At 56.2% G+C, this 14,323-nt stretch carries 13 protein-coding genes and 1 pseudogene; 10 read left to right on the forward strand and 4 right to left on the reverse strand.

Features of this window, described 5'->3' with window-relative positions; all coding sequences use genetic code 11:
- Nucleotides 1-38: 38 nt before the first annotated feature.
- The 3 genes and pseudogenes from V0R37_RS13710 to V0R37_RS13720 all read right to left on the reverse strand — a co-directional run bounded on the left by V0R37_RS13710 (nt 39) and on the right by V0R37_RS13720 (nt 843).
- Nucleotides 39-317, reverse strand: coding sequence for a DUF2798 domain-containing protein (locus V0R37_RS13710; RefSeq protein ID WP_420375055.1), 279 nt, complete (start codon nt 315-317; stop codon nt 39-41).
- Nucleotides 314-457: pseudogene (locus V0R37_RS13715) on the reverse strand (YqaA family protein); the annotation flags it as partial. The pseudogene V0R37_RS13715 and the gene V0R37_RS13710, both read right to left, overlap by 4 nt.
- 104 nt (nt 458-561) lie before the next feature.
- Nucleotides 562-843, reverse strand: coding sequence for a metal-sensing transcriptional repressor (locus V0R37_RS13720; RefSeq protein WP_420375056.1), 282 nt, complete (start codon nt 841-843; stop codon nt 562-564).
- A 287-nt stretch (nt 844-1,130) separates the two neighbouring features.
- Here V0R37_RS13720 and V0R37_RS13725 point away from each other — a divergent pair, with 287 nt between their 5' ends.
- Nucleotides 1,131-2,048 (forward strand): metal ABC transporter solute-binding protein, Zn/Mn family, encoded by a 918-nt coding sequence (locus V0R37_RS13725; protein ID WP_420375057.1) that lies wholly within the window; start codon nt 1,131-1,133, stop codon nt 2,046-2,048.
- Between the two features lie 44 nt (nt 2,049-2,092).
- Here V0R37_RS13725 and V0R37_RS13730 read toward each other — a convergent pair whose 3' ends face one another.
- Nucleotides 2,093-3,403, reverse strand: coding sequence for an MFS transporter (locus V0R37_RS13730; RefSeq protein WP_420375058.1), 1,311 nt, complete (start codon nt 3,401-3,403; stop codon nt 2,093-2,095).
- 370 nt (nt 3,404-3,773) lie between these two features.
- Between V0R37_RS13730 and V0R37_RS13735 the strand changes: the two genes are divergently transcribed.
- The 9 genes from V0R37_RS13735 to kdpE all read left to right on the forward strand — a co-directional run bounded on the left by V0R37_RS13735 (nt 3,774) and on the right by kdpE (nt 14,269).
- On the forward strand, nt 3,774-4,166 hold the full coding sequence (locus V0R37_RS13735) for a hypothetical protein (RefSeq protein ID WP_420375059.1): 393 nt from the start codon (nt 3,774-3,776) through the stop codon (nt 4,164-4,166).
- A gap of 52 nt (nt 4,167-4,218) precedes the next feature.
- Nucleotides 4,219-4,950, forward strand: coding sequence for a HupE/UreJ family protein (locus V0R37_RS13740; RefSeq protein ID WP_420375060.1), 732 nt, complete (start codon nt 4,219-4,221; stop codon nt 4,948-4,950).
- 10 nt (nt 4,951-4,960) lie between these two features.
- Nucleotides 4,961-5,659: a transmembrane anchor protein gene (locus V0R37_RS13745; protein ID WP_420375061.1), complete on the forward strand. Its 699-nt coding sequence runs from the start codon at nt 4,961-4,963 to the stop codon at nt 5,657-5,659.
- A 574-nt stretch (nt 5,660-6,233) separates the two neighbouring features.
- Nucleotides 6,234-6,323: a potassium-transporting ATPase subunit F gene (locus tag V0R37_RS13750; RefSeq protein ID WP_420375062.1), complete on the forward strand. Its 90-nt coding sequence runs from the start codon at nt 6,234-6,236 to the stop codon at nt 6,321-6,323.
- A 1-nt stretch (nt 6,324) separates the two neighbouring features.
- On the forward strand, nt 6,325-8,130 hold the full coding sequence (gene kdpA, locus V0R37_RS13755) for a potassium-transporting ATPase subunit KdpA (RefSeq protein WP_420375063.1): 1,806 nt from the start codon (nt 6,325-6,327) through the stop codon (nt 8,128-8,130).
- Between the two features lie 14 nt (nt 8,131-8,144).
- The gene (kdpB, locus tag V0R37_RS13760) at nt 8,145-10,226 is read left to right on the forward strand and encodes a potassium-transporting ATPase subunit KdpB (RefSeq protein ID WP_420375064.1); all 2,082 of its coding nucleotides are present in this window, start codon (nt 8,145-8,147) and stop codon (nt 10,224-10,226) included.
- Nucleotides 10,227-10,233: 7 nt separating this feature from the next.
- Entirely contained in the window at nt 10,234-10,809 is a 576-nt protein-coding gene (kdpC, locus tag V0R37_RS13765; RefSeq protein ID WP_420375065.1) for a potassium-transporting ATPase subunit KdpC, read from the forward strand.
- A 17-nt stretch (nt 10,810-10,826) separates the two neighbouring features.
- A complete protein-coding gene (locus tag V0R37_RS13770) occupies nt 10,827-13,574 on the forward strand; it encodes a DUF4118 domain-containing protein (protein WP_420375066.1) in 2,748 nt (915 codons plus the stop codon).
- Entirely contained in the window at nt 13,571-14,269 is a 699-nt protein-coding gene (gene kdpE / locus V0R37_RS13775) for a two-component system response regulator KdpE (RefSeq protein ID WP_420375067.1), read from the forward strand. The genes V0R37_RS13770 and kdpE overlap by 4 nt, the downstream gene beginning before the upstream one ends.
- Nucleotides 14,270-14,323: the final 54 nt, after the last annotated feature.

The following is a 14,323-nucleotide window of genomic DNA, read 5'->3' on the forward strand; positions in this document are numbered from 1 at the left end:
AATGCTGCCAGGTATCGGTTTAAGGGTTCGAAGCGGTGTCAGGCAGCATCAGCCGCCATCGCGCGTGAAGCGACCCAGCGTCGCAGTCGCGCGGCTAACAAAAAATTGCAAAAGAACGCGACCGGCCAGGCGACACTCCACGCCATCGCCCAGCGCATCACAAAGTCAGTGTCCAGGCCTGTATTGAGCGCCGTGATAAAGCACGTCATGATCAGTGACATTACACAGGACATCAACGTTGCAAACGTGAGGTTTACGTATTTGGGGTTAATTCGCATCCGATTCTCAGCAGGTAGTAGGAATTGCCGCAAGATCATGTCCAGGGCAGTGTGAGGGCAACAAGCGCCAGGTAACGGCCGGTCTTAGCCAGTGTGACTATCCCGAGGAAGCGCCAGATAGGCTCGCGCATCACGCCGGCGATCACTGTAAGCGGGTCGCCAATAATCGGCACCCAACTCTCAGGGCGAGGGCTCGCCCTGGAACGTGTTAGAGAAAAGGCGCACCGGGACATCTGGAAGACGCCACACGGCAACACGGGCGTAGAGCCAACCATGCCTGGCTTCAAAGATATTTGGCAATTTGCTTGAACGTTTCAAGCGGCGCGCGATCGTCGCGACTTAACGCTTGGACGGTATCCTCAAGGCAGTGATCGATGTGATCCTGGATGAGCGTACGCTTGGCTTGGCATACGGCCTTTTCCACTGCATATAACTGCTGAGCGATATCCACGCACGCCCGACCCTCTTCGATCATGGCGACGATGCTGCGCAAATGGCCTTCAGCGCGTTTCAGCCGCTTGACGATATGGTCATGGCTCTGGTGCAGATGCGGTTGCTCGCCCATGAAATGGTGGATCCTATTGATTCGATAGAGAGCCATATTATATCCCCCTAGGGGGGATATAATCAACGCTAGCAAAGAAACGCTCGATTCCTTAGTCGCACAATCTACTTCATTGATAGCAAGCGCATACCATTACTCAATTATTGATATGTTATAACATATCAATAATTGAGTAATGAACCACGTTGCATCGTTAGCAAATCGGCATACAGCCATTTCGGAGCGCCAGAACGTGCAGCGCCTGCCCAATCCCCTCTTACAAAACCACATCATCAAGGAAGATTTATATGTCCAGATTGAAGAAACTTGCCTCTCTAACAGGTATCGTCGCGATAGGGCTGATGACATTGCCACAGGCAAGCGCTGAAGACCTCAAGGTCGTCTCAACATTCTCTATCATTAGCGACTTCGCCAAGAACGTTGGCGCAGACCGAATTGCAGTGACCACCCTGATCGGGCCGAACGGTGACGCCCATTCGTACGAACCCAGGCCTGCCGACGCGGCAGCGATCAAGGATGCCGACGTGGTACTCGCTAATGGCTTGCATTTTGAGGGTTTTCTTCAACGTCTCGTCAAGGCAAGTGGCACCACGGCGCCTGTTGTGGAACTCACCAAAGATGCGAAGCTGCTACGCAGTTCGCTGGATGAACACGACAGCCACGACGACGATAATCACGGCGAATATGATCCGCATGCATGGCAATCGGTACATAATGCCCAGATCTATGTGAATAACATTGCTGACGCATTTTGCGCCGCCGATGAGGCGGGCTGCCAAGGTTATCGGGCCAATGCCGCATCCTATGGCGAGAAGCTCAAAGCCCTGGACACAGACCTCAAAGCAACCATGGCGCAGATTCCCTCTGACAAACGTACGATCATTACTTCCCATGAGGCTTTCACCTATTTGGGGCACGAGTACGGACTTCAATTGCTGGCGCCTCTGGGCGCCAGCACCGGGTCGGAAGCCTCGGCTACTGATATTGCGGCGCTGATACGGCAGGTCAGGCAAGAAAATGCCTCTGCCATCTTTCTTGAGAACGTCAGCAATCCTCGACTGCTGGAGCAAATAGCACGGGAAACGGGCATGAAGATCGGCGGCAAGCTATATTCCGATGCCCTGTCAGCGGAAGATGGTTCTGCTGCTACCTATATCGATATGATGCGACACAACATCAATACGATTCGGAATGCCGTGATGTAGGGGGACGAAGTGCACTGCCTGACTTGTCGGGCCGGACAAAATCCTTATTCACGCGGCCAGCTCTGATGCAGATCATCCATGATAAGAAAATGGCGATGCTCCCCCTGGCTTGAGTATTCGCGTAAGTGAGGATGCTCCGGCGGCAGATTGGGGTGTTCGTGTGCAATATCAGATGGATCGCCGGCTGGCCACAGCTTCAACGCCAACGCCACGCCGGCCAGACCAATCAGCGACATGACAATGAAGGTCGTTGGCAGCCCCAGGGCAGTACCAAAGCGGCCCGCCAGCGGATAACAGATCAGCCAACAAGCGTGAGAGAGCGCAAACTGCGCAGCGAAAATCGCAGGCCGATCCTCAGCATGCGCGGACCGACGTAAAAGACGGCCGGAAGGCGTTTGCGCCGCACTGTAGCCGATACCAATCACTAGCCAAAGCGGCAACAGCATTGCATAAGTCGGAGCCAGCGCGCCGATGGCGGTACCGAGAACCAAAACGGCCGCCCCTGTCACCATGACCGGCCTGTCAGGAATCTTGTTGAGCAGGCTAGGCAGGATAAGGGCGGCGATCATCGAACCGCCGCCAAAAGCCGCTAGCGCCCAGGCAACTTCCGTGTCTCCCAGGCCAAGGCGAGCCCTGACAATGACCACGGTGTTCACAATGACCATGGCGCCCGCTGCTGAAACGGCCAAGCTGATTGCCAGCAGGCCCCGCAGACGTGGCGTGGCAAGGTAAATACGAATACCCCGTGTCGTGCGATCCCAAATACTCCTGTGTGGACCAGGCTTGGTTGCGTGAAGTGTCACGCTGACGACAAGTGAGGCCGAGACAAGGAAGCCGACAACCGTTCCAGCGAACAGGTTGTGGAAGCTGATAATCGTCAACAGTGCTGCCGCCAGCATTGGAGAAATCAAATTCTCCAGATCGTAAGCCAGCCGAGAAAGAGACAACGCTTTCGTGTACTCCTCTTCGTCGGGCAGAATGTCAGGAATTACGGCTTGGAATGTTGGCGTGAACCCGGCCGAGGCCGCCTGTAAAACGAAAATCAGTAAATAGATTTGCCAGATTTCCGTGACAAAGGGCAGGCACAGCGCCACGGCCGCTCGAATCAGGTCAAGTCCCACCAATAGCGACCGGCGTGGCAGCCGGTCGGAGAATGCCTGCGCAATTGGTGCGACGCTTACATAGGCGATCATCTTGATCGCAAGCGCGGTACCTAGAACTGCTCCGGCATCCGCCCCAGCCAGCTCATAAGCAAGAAGGCCAAGCGCCACCGTCATCAGTCCGGTTCCAATAAGCGCGATCACCTGCGCGGCAAACAAATGACGGTAAATGCGATTCTTCAGGACGGTAAGCATCGAATATCTTCAAAAGAGTTCGGTAAGCGCCCCAATAATATCCCCCCCAGGGGGATGTTGGCAAGAAAAGGAAAATTGATAGCCTTAACCACAGAGATCCGCAGACGCTCGGGGCATGCCTGTCACTGCCACGTCTGGCAAGGCTGAAAGTTTGGCCCATCTCTCGATGTGCAGCGCGGCAGCGCGAGCGGCCATTATTCTTGGCCGGAGGGATCCAAGCAATTGAAAGTTTTATGTCCAAAACCTACTAAAGGGTAGACGTGCAACGCCTGCTACAATACGATCCCCCTAGATAGGATATTATTTATTGTTGGTTCCGACGTAATATGCACGGACCAATCCCGTAAATCCGGCATATACGATAGATTTCATGCAACACTGGTTTGGCCGATCAACAGTTCGTTTTATCACCGCGATTGCGGTGATTCTGAGTCTGTTGGCCACCCTGCCAATGACCCGCTCAACGTCGCATGATCCGCTTGCTCTCGCTTCGGCGGAAAAGCTGCGTCATACCGAGTTGTCTGCAGAGCTTTCCGATCATGGGCATAGCCACGATTTTGGCCTAGAAGAAGAAAAACAGACAGGCCATCTGCATGGTCATAACTCGGCCGATCACTCACACGAAACACAAGACATTCCACCCGAAGTGTTAGTTGCGTTAGCGCACATGCCTCAAATATGGCATCCCGCACCGCCACAATCGAAGCCTCTCAAATATAGCTTTCTACTTGAGCGCCCTCCGAAATTTGGTTTCGTTTCCTGAAAACCGGTCAATTCCAGGCCATTTCAACTTCATCGAAACAATCGGAGTACTCATGTTTAGACCCTTCCTTGGGGGCTGGCTACGCTCGCCCATATATGGGAAGCGAGCAACTTTTCTTTGCTTAGCTTTTCTGCCTCTTTTGCTATTCGCCGATGTGGCCTTCGGTCACGCTGTGGCGGAAGGCGATAAGGGCTATATCCAAGAGATAACGGGCATTAATTTGCTGCCGTTCATCTATCTTGGCGCCAAACACATGGTGACCGGATATGACCATATCCTGTTCTTGCTCGGCGTGATTTTCTTCCTCTACCGGATGAAACATATCGGCCTCTATGTGAGCCTATTCGCCGTCGGGCACTCCACCACCATGCTGCTGGGTGTGTATTTCAATGTCGGAATCAATAGTTACATCATCGACACCATCATTGGCTTGTCAGTGGTCTACAAGGCGCTCGACAACATGGGCGCATACCAGCGTTGGCTCGGGTTTCAGCCCAATACCAAAGTGGCAACATTGATCTTCGGGTTTTTCCACGGCTTTGGCCTGTCCACAAAGATCATTGAATACAACATCTCACCGGATGGCCTGGTTCCTAATTTGCTCGCCTTCAATGTTGGCGTGGAGATTGGGCAATTGCTGGCGCTTGGGGCGATCCTCATCGCCATGAGCTATTGGCGTCGCACAGAGAGCTTCTGGCGTCACGCCTACACGGCCAACGTCGTCATGATGAGCGCAGGCTTCATCCTGATGGGCTATCAAATTACCGGCTATATCGTTTCGTAAAGGATTCAGTATGTACAACACCGACCTTCCACGTCGCGCAGAGTTGCCGACTTCCGAACAACTTAAGCGCTCTACCATTATTGCGGCTATCGCTGCCTTGATCATTCTTGTGACCGTAGTACTCCCATCCGAATATGCGATCGATCCAACGCGAATCGGCCGTGTGTTGGGCCTCACGGAAATGGGTGAAATCAAGACGCAACTTGCAGCCGAATCAGCCGCTGACGCCGCTGCCGATGCCGCGGCCAGAGAACTTGCGCCGCAACCGTCTGCGCCCGTCGCTGCATTGAGCGCGACTCCTACAGTCAGCCAGGCACCGCAGCCGCCCGCCCCTGTCGTTCAAGCTTCGGGAGCACCGTCCAATACCCAAGCCACCGCTACGCCGGCTCAAACCGGCAGATCCGATGAAGTTAGTATCATCTTGAAGCCGGGACAAGGGGCTGAGGTCAAGCTGGTAATGGCGGCGGGAGCAAAAGCCAATTTTTCCTGGACAGCCAATGGTGCCGTGGTGAACTATGACACCCATGGTGATGGGGGTGGGCGCTCTATTTCCTATGAAAAAGGCCGTGGTGTAGCGAAGGATGAAGGAGTGTTAGACGCCGCATTCGATGGCAACCACGGTTGGTTTTGGCGCAACCGAACTCAATCAGACGTTACGGTCACTCTTCGAACAAATGGGGACTACGCCGAGCTAAAGCGCGTAGTTTAGTTTTTGTTTTAATCTTTTTTGTTTGGCCCTGAGGCCTAATTGGGCATGGGAAGAGCCCGCTCCTTCCATGCCCAGTGTTCTTTATCGACTCAACTAAAACACATACTCATGCAGCTATTCCTCAAAACCCCTGCCTATTCTTCACGCTACCGATGTCCCTGAAAATCGTCATTTCGTTGTGACTTCTTGTGACTGTGTTATCTGGCTCGGTGGCGAACTCTTGGCAGGCCGACGTTAGGGCCGCAGAATGCTCTCGACACTATGCCGCATTTCCTTATCGCCGGACTCGTGTGTCAAACAGACGGCCACCGGCTGGAATACATACAGCCCAACCGAAAAGGCGACCCCGAGGCCCAGCCCGCATCGCGCCTGAACGCAGAGTGATTTTTATACCTTTTTTATATTCGGCAGCCCAGTTTTTATAAATTTTTTAGGCGCATCCGGATACTCTTTCCGTCATCGAAACAACGTTTAGAAAGATGATGGCGGACCTCCTCTATATCGGCATAGTTCTCATACTTGGCTTCTTGGCCTGGGCCTTGGCCGCGGGCTGCGATCAGTTGGGAGATGATCAATGAGTCTGACGTATCTTGTCGGCGCGATCGTGTCCGGCTGTCTCTTGGTGTACTTGATCGCGGCACTTATGAAAGCAGAGGACTTATAGAATGACAATGCAATCCTTGTTGCTCTTGTTGATATTTCTCGTGCTCTTGTTATGCCTGGCCTATCCGTTGGGCAAGTACATCGTGCAGTTGGCTTTCCATGTGCCTGTGCGCGGCATGAGCTGGCTCGGTCCAATTGAAAGCGCCCTTTATCACGCGGCCGGCGTTGATCCCCAGGCCGGCATGGGATGGAAGGCCTATGCCTTGTCGCTCCTGGCGTTCAACACACTGGGCGCGCTAGCGACATATGGCGTGCAGCGTCTGCAGGCGTGGCTTCCACTCAATCCTCAAGGATTCGGCAATGTCGGCCCCGACTCGTCGTTCAATACCGCAATAAGCTTTGCCAGCAATACCAACTGGCAAGGCTACGGCGGCGAGGCAACCATGAGCTACCTCACTCAAATGCTGGTGTTGGCGGGGCAGAATTTTTTCTCGGCGGCCACCGGTATCGCCGTTGCCTTTGGCCTGATACGCGGGTTTTCGTCACGCTCGGCACACTCCATAGGCAACTTCTGGGCCGATCTTCTGCGCTCGACCCTGTACCTGGTATTGCCGCTATCCATCCTGTTAGCCATCGCGCTGATGAGTCAGGGCGTGATTCAAAATTTCTCCTCCTATAAGGAGGTTACCCTGCTTGCGCCGCTTAGCTATGAGCAGGCTCAAACCGACGCACTGGGTCAGGCGCTAAAAGACGCCAAGGGAAATCCCTTGACTGAAACCCTGGTTGCGAAGACCCAGACACTGGCAATGGGGCCGGTGGCCTCGCAAGAAGCCATCAAGCTGCTGGGCACCAACGGCGGCGGCTTCTTTAACGCCAACTCGGCTCACCCCTTCGAGAACCCCACTCCCCTCTCGAACCTGCTGCAAATGCTTGCCATTTTTCTGATCCCCGCGGCGCTGTGCTTCACTTTCGGTCGGGCGGTGGGGGATATTCGGCAAGGTTGGGCGGTGTTGGGCGCCATGACGGCAATCTTTGTCCTGATGGCGGCCATCGCCTTGTTTGCAGAACAGCAAGCCCATCCTGGGCTTGCCGCGTTAGGAATCGATCAAGTCGCCAGCGCGTGGCAATCGGGCGGCAATATGGAAGGCAAGGAAACCCGCTTCGGCATCAGCGCCTCCGCCTTGTTCGCAGCCATCACGACGGCGGCGTCCTGCGGCGCGGTCAATGCCATGCATGACTCTTTCATGCCCTTGGGCGGCCTGGCTCCGCTCGTGCTGATGCAGTTGGGCGAAGTGGTCTTCGGCGGCGTGGGGTCCGGCCTGTATGGCATGCTTGTCCTGGCGATCGTGACGGTATTTATCGCCGGGCTGATGATAGGACGTACGCCGGAGTACCTGGGTAAAAAATTACAGTCGTTCGAAATGAAAATGACGGCCATCGCGATCTTGATCGTGCCGTTTCTGGTGCTTTGCGGTACCGCCATCGCCGCCATGGCCGATCCTGGACGAGCCGGTATCGCCAATCCCGGAGCCCACGGGTTTTCGGAGATGCTGTACGCGTTCACGTCGGCCGCCAATAACAATGGCAGCGCATTTGCGGGTTTGTCAGCCAATGTCCCGTTCTACAACCTCATGCTTGGCTTGGCGATGTGGTTCGGCCGCTACTTCGCCATCGTGCCGATTCTGGCGATTGCCGGATCACTTGCGGCAAAAAAGCGACTTGAGGCAACGTCCGGCACCTTGCCAACGCATGGCCCGCTATTCATTGCACTTCTGACCAGCGTCGTGGTGTTGGTGGGTGTATTGAACTACATACCTGCATTGGCCTTGGGGCCCATTGTCGAACATCTTCAGTTATTCACTCATTAAGCGGGACGCTAGCGATGTCGCACAAAAAAAATCTGACACTTTTTGATTTCGCCCTTTTTGGGCCAGGCATTGTCGACGCGTTCAAGAAGCTGAATCCCCGCGCCCAATGGCGCAACCCCGTCATGTTCGTGGTGTATGTCGGCAGCGTACTGACCACATTGCTGTTCTTTCAAGCCATCGCCGGCGCAGGCGAGGCCAGCCCCGGTTTCATCCTGGCTATCGCCCTGGGATTATGGGCGACCGTGCTGTTTGCAAATTTTGCCGAATCGATGGCGGAAGGCCGCAGCAAGGCGCAAGCAGCCTCGCTGCATGCTTTAAAGCAGGCCATAACGGCCAAGAAACTGAGTACGGCGACGGATCGAGACCGCTGGACCCCCATATCGGCCGCTCAACTGAGCAAGGACGATATTCTGCTGGTGGAAGCGGGCGACACCATTCCTGCCGATGGGGAAGTCATAGAAGGTGTGGCATCGGTGGATGAAAGCGCCATCACGGGGGAGTCCGCGCCTGTCATCCGCGAATCCGGAGGAGACTTTTCCGCGGTAACGGGAGGCACCCGCGTCCTGTCTGACTGGCTGGTGCTTCGTGTATCGGTCAATCCGGGCGAGGCCTTCATAGACCGTATGATAGCCATGGTTGAAGGCGCAAAGCGTCAGAAGACACCCAACGAAATAGCATTGACGATACTGCTTGTGGCTCTGACCATAGTCTTTCTGCTGGTGACGGCTACCCTGCTGCCCTTCTCGCTGTTTAGCGTCCATGCCGCCGGCCTGGGCACGCCTGTCACCATAACAGTGCTGATAGCCCTGCTGGTGTGCCTGATCCCCACCACCATAGGCGCTTTGCTGTCGGCCATCGGTGTGGCGGGCATGAGCCGCATGATGCAGGCCAATGTTATCGCGACATCGGGCCGTGCCGTGGAAGCGGCCGGCGATGTTGACGTACTGCTGTTGGACAAGACGGGTACCATTACACTGGGCAATCGCCAGGCCGCCGCCTTTATTCCCGCGCCGGGAATCACTGAAACCCAATTGGCCGATGCCGCGCAACTGGCTTCTTTGGCAGACGAAACGCCCGAAGGACGCAGCATTGCTGTGCTGGCCAAGCAGCGTTTCAATATTCGGGAGCGCGAGATGGCATCGCTGCATGCGACCTTCGTGCCCTTTTCCGCTCAGACCCGCATGAGCGGCATTGACATCCATACTGGCAATGACACGCGCGCGCTGCGCAAAGGGTCCGCCGAGTCCATGAAAAGGCATGTCGCATCGCTGGGGTGTCCCTATCCGGCTGAAGTGACCCTTGCCGTCGAGGAGCTATCGCGGCAAGGCAGCACGCCGCTTGTGGTCGTCGATGAGGGCCGTGTGATGGGCGTCGTAGAGCTCAAGGACATCGTCAAAGGCGGTATTAAAGAACGCTTTGCCGAACTGCGCAGGATGGGCATCAAGACCATCATGATTACCGGGGACAACAAGCTCACGGCGGCCGCCATCGCCGCCGAGGCCGGCGTCGACGATTTTCTGGCGGAAGCAACGCCGGAAGACAAGCTCAAGCTGATACGCCGCTATCAAGCCGAAGGCAGGCTGGTCGCGATGACAGGCGACGGAACCAACGATGCACCGGCACTGGCGCAGGCCGACGTCGCGGTTGCGATGAACTCCGGCACGCAAGCTGCGAAAGAGGCCGGCAACATGGTGGACCTGGACTCCAACCCTACCAAGCTGTTGGAGATCGTGGAGATCGGAAAACAGATGCTGATGACGCGCGGATCATTGACCACGTTTTCCATTTCCAATGACGTCGCCAAGTATTTCGCCATCATTCCGGCCGCCTTTGTCGGGACCTACCCCCAGCTTGAAACGCTCGACATCATGCAGTTGAACAGCCCATCGTCGGCCATCATGTCGGCGGTGATCTTCAATGCGCTGATCATAGTTGCATTAATCCCTCTTGCCTTGAAAGGCGTGCGGTACCGGGCCATTGGCGCCGCCATGCTCTTGCGCCGCAATGTGCTGATCTATGGCTTGGGCGGCATCCTGGTGCCGTTTGCCGGGATAAAACTCATTGACATGGCTCTTGCCGGCCTCCATCTCATTTAGGACATACATGAAAACGACTATTCGCCCCGCCCTGGTCCTGTTTGCCGCGCTAACCCTTATTTGCGGTGTGCTGTACCCGCTGGCCATGGCCGGCATCGGACAGCTTGCGTTCCCCGGCAAAGTGGCTGGCAGCTTGATCATTCGGGATGGAACAGCGATAGGATCCAAGCTGATTGGGCAAACGTTTACCTCTGTCAATTATTTTTGGGGCAGGCCGTCAGCCACCGGCCCCATGCCGGCAAATGCAGCCGCGTCCGGCGGCTCAAACCTGGGGCCGAGCAATCCGGGCCTCATTGAGGCGGTGAAAAGCCGTATCGAAGCGCTGAATGCCGCCGATCCAGGCAATGCCTCGGCGATTCCGGTCGACTTGGCGACTGCCTCCGCAAGCGGCCTGGATCCCGAAATCAGCCTGGCCGCCGCTTACTATCAGGCGCCCCGTGTTGCGCGCGAACGCCGTTTAACACTCGAGACGGTGCATGGCCTGATTGCTCAGCACAGTGAATCGCAGTACTTTGGGTTCCTGGGCGAGCCACGCGTGAACGTCTTGGCGCTGAACCTTGCCCTGGATCAACAGCATAAATAGCTTCCAAACACCAAATCATGTATTCCACTGACGCACGACGCCCGGATCCGGACAGCTTGCTGGCTCAAGTCCAGGAGCAAGAGGGTCAAGCCAAACGTGGCAGGCTGCGGATCTATTTCGGCGCCTCCGCCGGGGTGGGCAAGACATACGCCATGCTTGCGGCGGCACAGAGACTGCTGGTTGACAAGGGGGTTGTGGTCGGAGTGGTCGAAACGCACGGCCGGGGCGAAACCCAATCATTGCTGAAAGGCCTGGAGATCCTGCCGCTTAAAACCATCGATCATCGGGGAAAAATCCTTAAGGAGTTCGATATCGATGGGGCGTTGCTGCGGCGCCCATCGCTGATCCTGGTGGACGAGCTGGCGCATTCCAACGTGCCCGGCTCACGCCACCCCAAGCGGTGGCAAGACGTTCATGAGCTCCTGAATGCGGGCATCAACGTATATACGACCGTAAACGTCCAGCACTTGGAAAGCCTGAATGATGTAGTGGGTGGAATTACCGGTGTCCGCGTCAGTGAAACCTTGCCGGACACCGTATTTGATAAAGCCGATGAAATCGTTCTGGTGGATATCCCGGCGGACGAGCTGCTTAAACGGCTCAAGGAAGGCAAAGTCTATCAGCCGCAACAGGCGGATCGGGCCGCGAAGAACTTTTTTCGTAAAGGCAATTTGATTGCACTGCGGGAGCTGGCGTTACGCCGCACGGCGGAACGAGTGGAAGACGACGTGCAGGCGTACCGAATCGAGAAATCGATTGCGTCAGTCTGGAAAACCGATACGGCATTGATGGTTTGTGTCGGGCCCCGCCCCGGAACAGAACATATCATTCGCAGCACGGCCCAGTTGGCCAGCCAACTAAATGCCGAGTGGCATGCCATTTATATTGAAACCCCTCAGTTGCTGCGTTTACCATCGGAACAGCGCGACAGGATACTCAAGACCCTCAAGCTTGCCCAGGATCTGGGGGCCGTGCCGGTCGTATTGTCGGGCAGCGACGTCGCCTTGGTTGCCGTCGATTATGCCCATAGCCACAATTTCTCCAAAGTCGTCCTGGGCAGGCGCCGCTCGGCTTGGTCCTTACGTCCCGCTCTGTTTAAGCGCATAGCCGCATATGCCCCTGAAATTGATCTGATCGAAATGGGCGACCCCGGCCCGGGGCTCAGGAAACCGCCAAAACCCGGCATTGCCCCAGTCATGCGAAATGGCGATCTTCCCAGCTATCGCCAACCACGTTTGCGGCCTTATCTGTGGGCTATCGCCGGCAGCGTCCTGACAGCGCTTATCGCAACGCCACTGCTGCCCTATCTGGATCTGGCCAATATCGTGATGCTGTTCCTGCTGACCTTGGTCCTGGTCGCGGCACGATTTGGCCGCGGTCCCGCGATCTTTTCGGCTTTCATGAGCGTCGCCGCATTCGACTTCTTTTTTGTGTCGCCGCGCTTTTCTTTCTCGATCGGCGATTTTCAGTATGTGGTGACACTTGCAGTCATGCTTGCGGTCGGCTTGATCATCGGACAGCTCACAGCAGGATTGCGCTATCAGGCGCGTGTGGCATCGCGCCGGGAATCCCGCTCGCGAGCGCTGTACCAATTCGCCCGGGAGCTGTCGGGCGCCCTGCAAACCGAGCAGATATTCGAATCCACCCGTCGCGTCATCCTGCATACCTTCGATGCCGATACAACATTGCTTTTGCCCGATGATGAGGGACGCCTGGAAGTGTTTCGATGGCCTTCCAACAATGCTGGCCACGGACTGGAAACGGCGGATTTGGGTGTGGCTCAATGGGCCTTCGATCACGCTTCGCCGGCCGGGATGAACACCGACACGCTACCGGCCAGCCGCTACTTTTACTTGCCTTTGCAAGCGCCCATGCGCACCCGGGGCGTCCTTGTGGTCGCCCCTCGGAACCCGCGATGGCTGCTCGTCCCCGAACAGCGGCAGCAACTTGATATTTTTGCCGCGCTGGCAGCCATCGGGCTGGAACGTGTGCACTACGTCGAGGTTGCACAAGAGGCCCTGCTGAAAATGGAATCCGAGCGGTTGCGCAACTCTTTGCTTGCCGCGCTCTCTCATGATTTGCGCACGCCGCTGACTTCCTTGCTTGGCCTATCCGAATCGCTTGCTTCGTCGGCGCCGCTCACCCAGACGCAGCAAGAACTGGCCGGTGTCCTGCACGAAGAGGCGCAGCGAATGACAAGGCTGGTAACCAACCTGCTCGACATGGCCCGCCTTCAAAGCGGCGAAATCAAACTCAATCTGCAATGGCAGCCCTTCGAGGAAGTAGTGGGAAGTTCGCTGCGCGCCAGTCACGCCGCGCTTGGCCGGCATAAGGTTCGGACGCAATTGGCCCCGGACCTTCCCCTGCTGCGTTTCGACGCGGTATTGATAGAGCGGGTACTTTGCAATCTGGTGGAAAACTCCAGCAAGTACTCACCCGATGGGTCGTTGATCGTCATCGCCGCAAGCATCAAGGGCCAGTATCTGGAGGTCACCGTCTCGGATAACGGACCTGGCTTGCCCTCTGGCTGTGAAGAGGCTGTTTTTGAAAAATTCATGCGTGGCCATCAAGAATCGTCCACGCCTGGCGTGGGCCTGGGCCTTGCTATTTGCCGCGCTATCGTTCAAGTGCATAATGGCACTATCAGAGCCCGGCGCGACCCTCAGGGCGGCGCCGCCATCGTTTTTACCCTGCCCCTGGGTACGCCCCCCGCCATGCCCGACATTGAGCAAGCCAATACCGAGCCCGGAACCCACAGCTCATGAGTGTACCGACACCTGTTGCGCTACTGATTGAAGATGAGCCTCAGATCCGTCGCTTTGTGAGAACCTCGCTCGAGCAAGAAGGATGGCAGGTCCACGAATCGGAGACCATGCGGCGTGGGCTCGTTGATGCCGGAACCCGTAAACCCGACTTGATTATCCTTGACCTTGGATTGCCTGATGGCGATGGTGTGGATTGCATTGCCGACATCAGACAATGGTCGACGGTCCCTATTATTGTGCTTTCCGCGCGCGTTGATGAGCACGACAAGATTAAAGCCCTTGATGCCGGCGCCGATGACTACCTGACCAAGCCATTCGGGATCGGAGAGCTGCTTGCGCGAGTGCGTGCGGCGCGGCGCCGGCAGGATCAAACCCCTGCTGGCGATGCCATTCGGTTTGGCAACGTCACCGTGGATATCAAGAGCCGCCTGGTCTGCAAGAATGATCGGATTGTTCATTTGACGCCAATAGAATACCGATTGCTGACCGTCCTGGCCGCCAACGCGGGTCGGGTAATGACCGGCCCGCAATTATTGCGCCAGGTGTGGGGTCCGTCGCACAGCGAAAGCGCGCATTACTTGCGTATCTACATGGGGCATTTGCGGCAGAAGCTCGAGGACGATCCGGCCCAGCCGAAACATCTCCTGACGGAAACCGCCGTAGGCTATCGGCTCGCCCTCGTTGCTTATACCTAGATTCTTCGTGGTCTATCTCTTTGATTGCACTATAAGTATTCGCCTGAACCCATA

It is taken from the genome of Pollutimonas rozaliensis, assembly GCF_048751585.1.
Taxonomy (GTDB): Bacteria; Pseudomonadota; Gammaproteobacteria; order Burkholderiales; family Burkholderiaceae_B.

What these genes read in the sequence shown, in the direction of transcription:
- V0R37_RS13710 (WP_420375055.1), bottom strand. Translation starts at nt 317, where the DNA reads ATGATCTTGCGGCAATTCCTACTACCTGCTGAGAATCGGATGCGAATT.
- V0R37_RS13720 (WP_420375056.1), bottom strand. Translation starts at nt 843, where the DNA reads ATGGGCGAGCAACCGCATCTGCACCAGAGCCATGACCATATCGTCAAG.
- V0R37_RS13725 (WP_420375057.1), top strand. Translation starts at nt 1,131, where the DNA reads ATGTCCAGATTGAAGAAACTTGCCTCTCTAACAGGTATCGTCGCGATA.
- V0R37_RS13730 (WP_420375058.1), bottom strand. Translation starts at nt 3,403, where the DNA reads ATGCTTACCGTCCTGAAGAATCGCATTTACCGTCATTTGTTTGCCGCG.
- V0R37_RS13735 (WP_420375059.1), top strand. Translation starts at nt 3,774, where the DNA reads ATGCAACACTGGTTTGGCCGATCAACAGTTCGTTTTATCACCGCGATT.
- V0R37_RS13740 (WP_420375060.1), top strand. Translation starts at nt 4,219, where the DNA reads ATGTTTAGACCCTTCCTTGGGGGCTGGCTACGCTCGCCCATATATGGG.
- V0R37_RS13745 (WP_420375061.1), top strand. Translation starts at nt 4,961, where the DNA reads ATGTACAACACCGACCTTCCACGTCGCGCAGAGTTGCCGACTTCCGAA.
- V0R37_RS13750 (WP_420375062.1), top strand. Translation starts at nt 6,234, where the DNA reads ATGAGTCTGACGTATCTTGTCGGCGCGATCGTGTCCGGCTGTCTCTTG.
- kdpA (WP_420375063.1), top strand. Translation starts at nt 6,325, where the DNA reads ATGACAATGCAATCCTTGTTGCTCTTGTTGATATTTCTCGTGCTCTTG.
- kdpB (WP_420375064.1), top strand. Translation starts at nt 8,145, where the DNA reads ATGTCGCACAAAAAAAATCTGACACTTTTTGATTTCGCCCTTTTTGGG.
- kdpC (WP_420375065.1), top strand. Translation starts at nt 10,234, where the DNA reads ATGAAAACGACTATTCGCCCCGCCCTGGTCCTGTTTGCCGCGCTAACC.
- V0R37_RS13770 (WP_420375066.1), top strand. Translation starts at nt 10,827, where the DNA reads ATGTATTCCACTGACGCACGACGCCCGGATCCGGACAGCTTGCTGGCT.
- kdpE (WP_420375067.1), top strand. Translation starts at nt 13,571, where the DNA reads ATGAGTGTACCGACACCTGTTGCGCTACTGATTGAAGATGAGCCTCAG.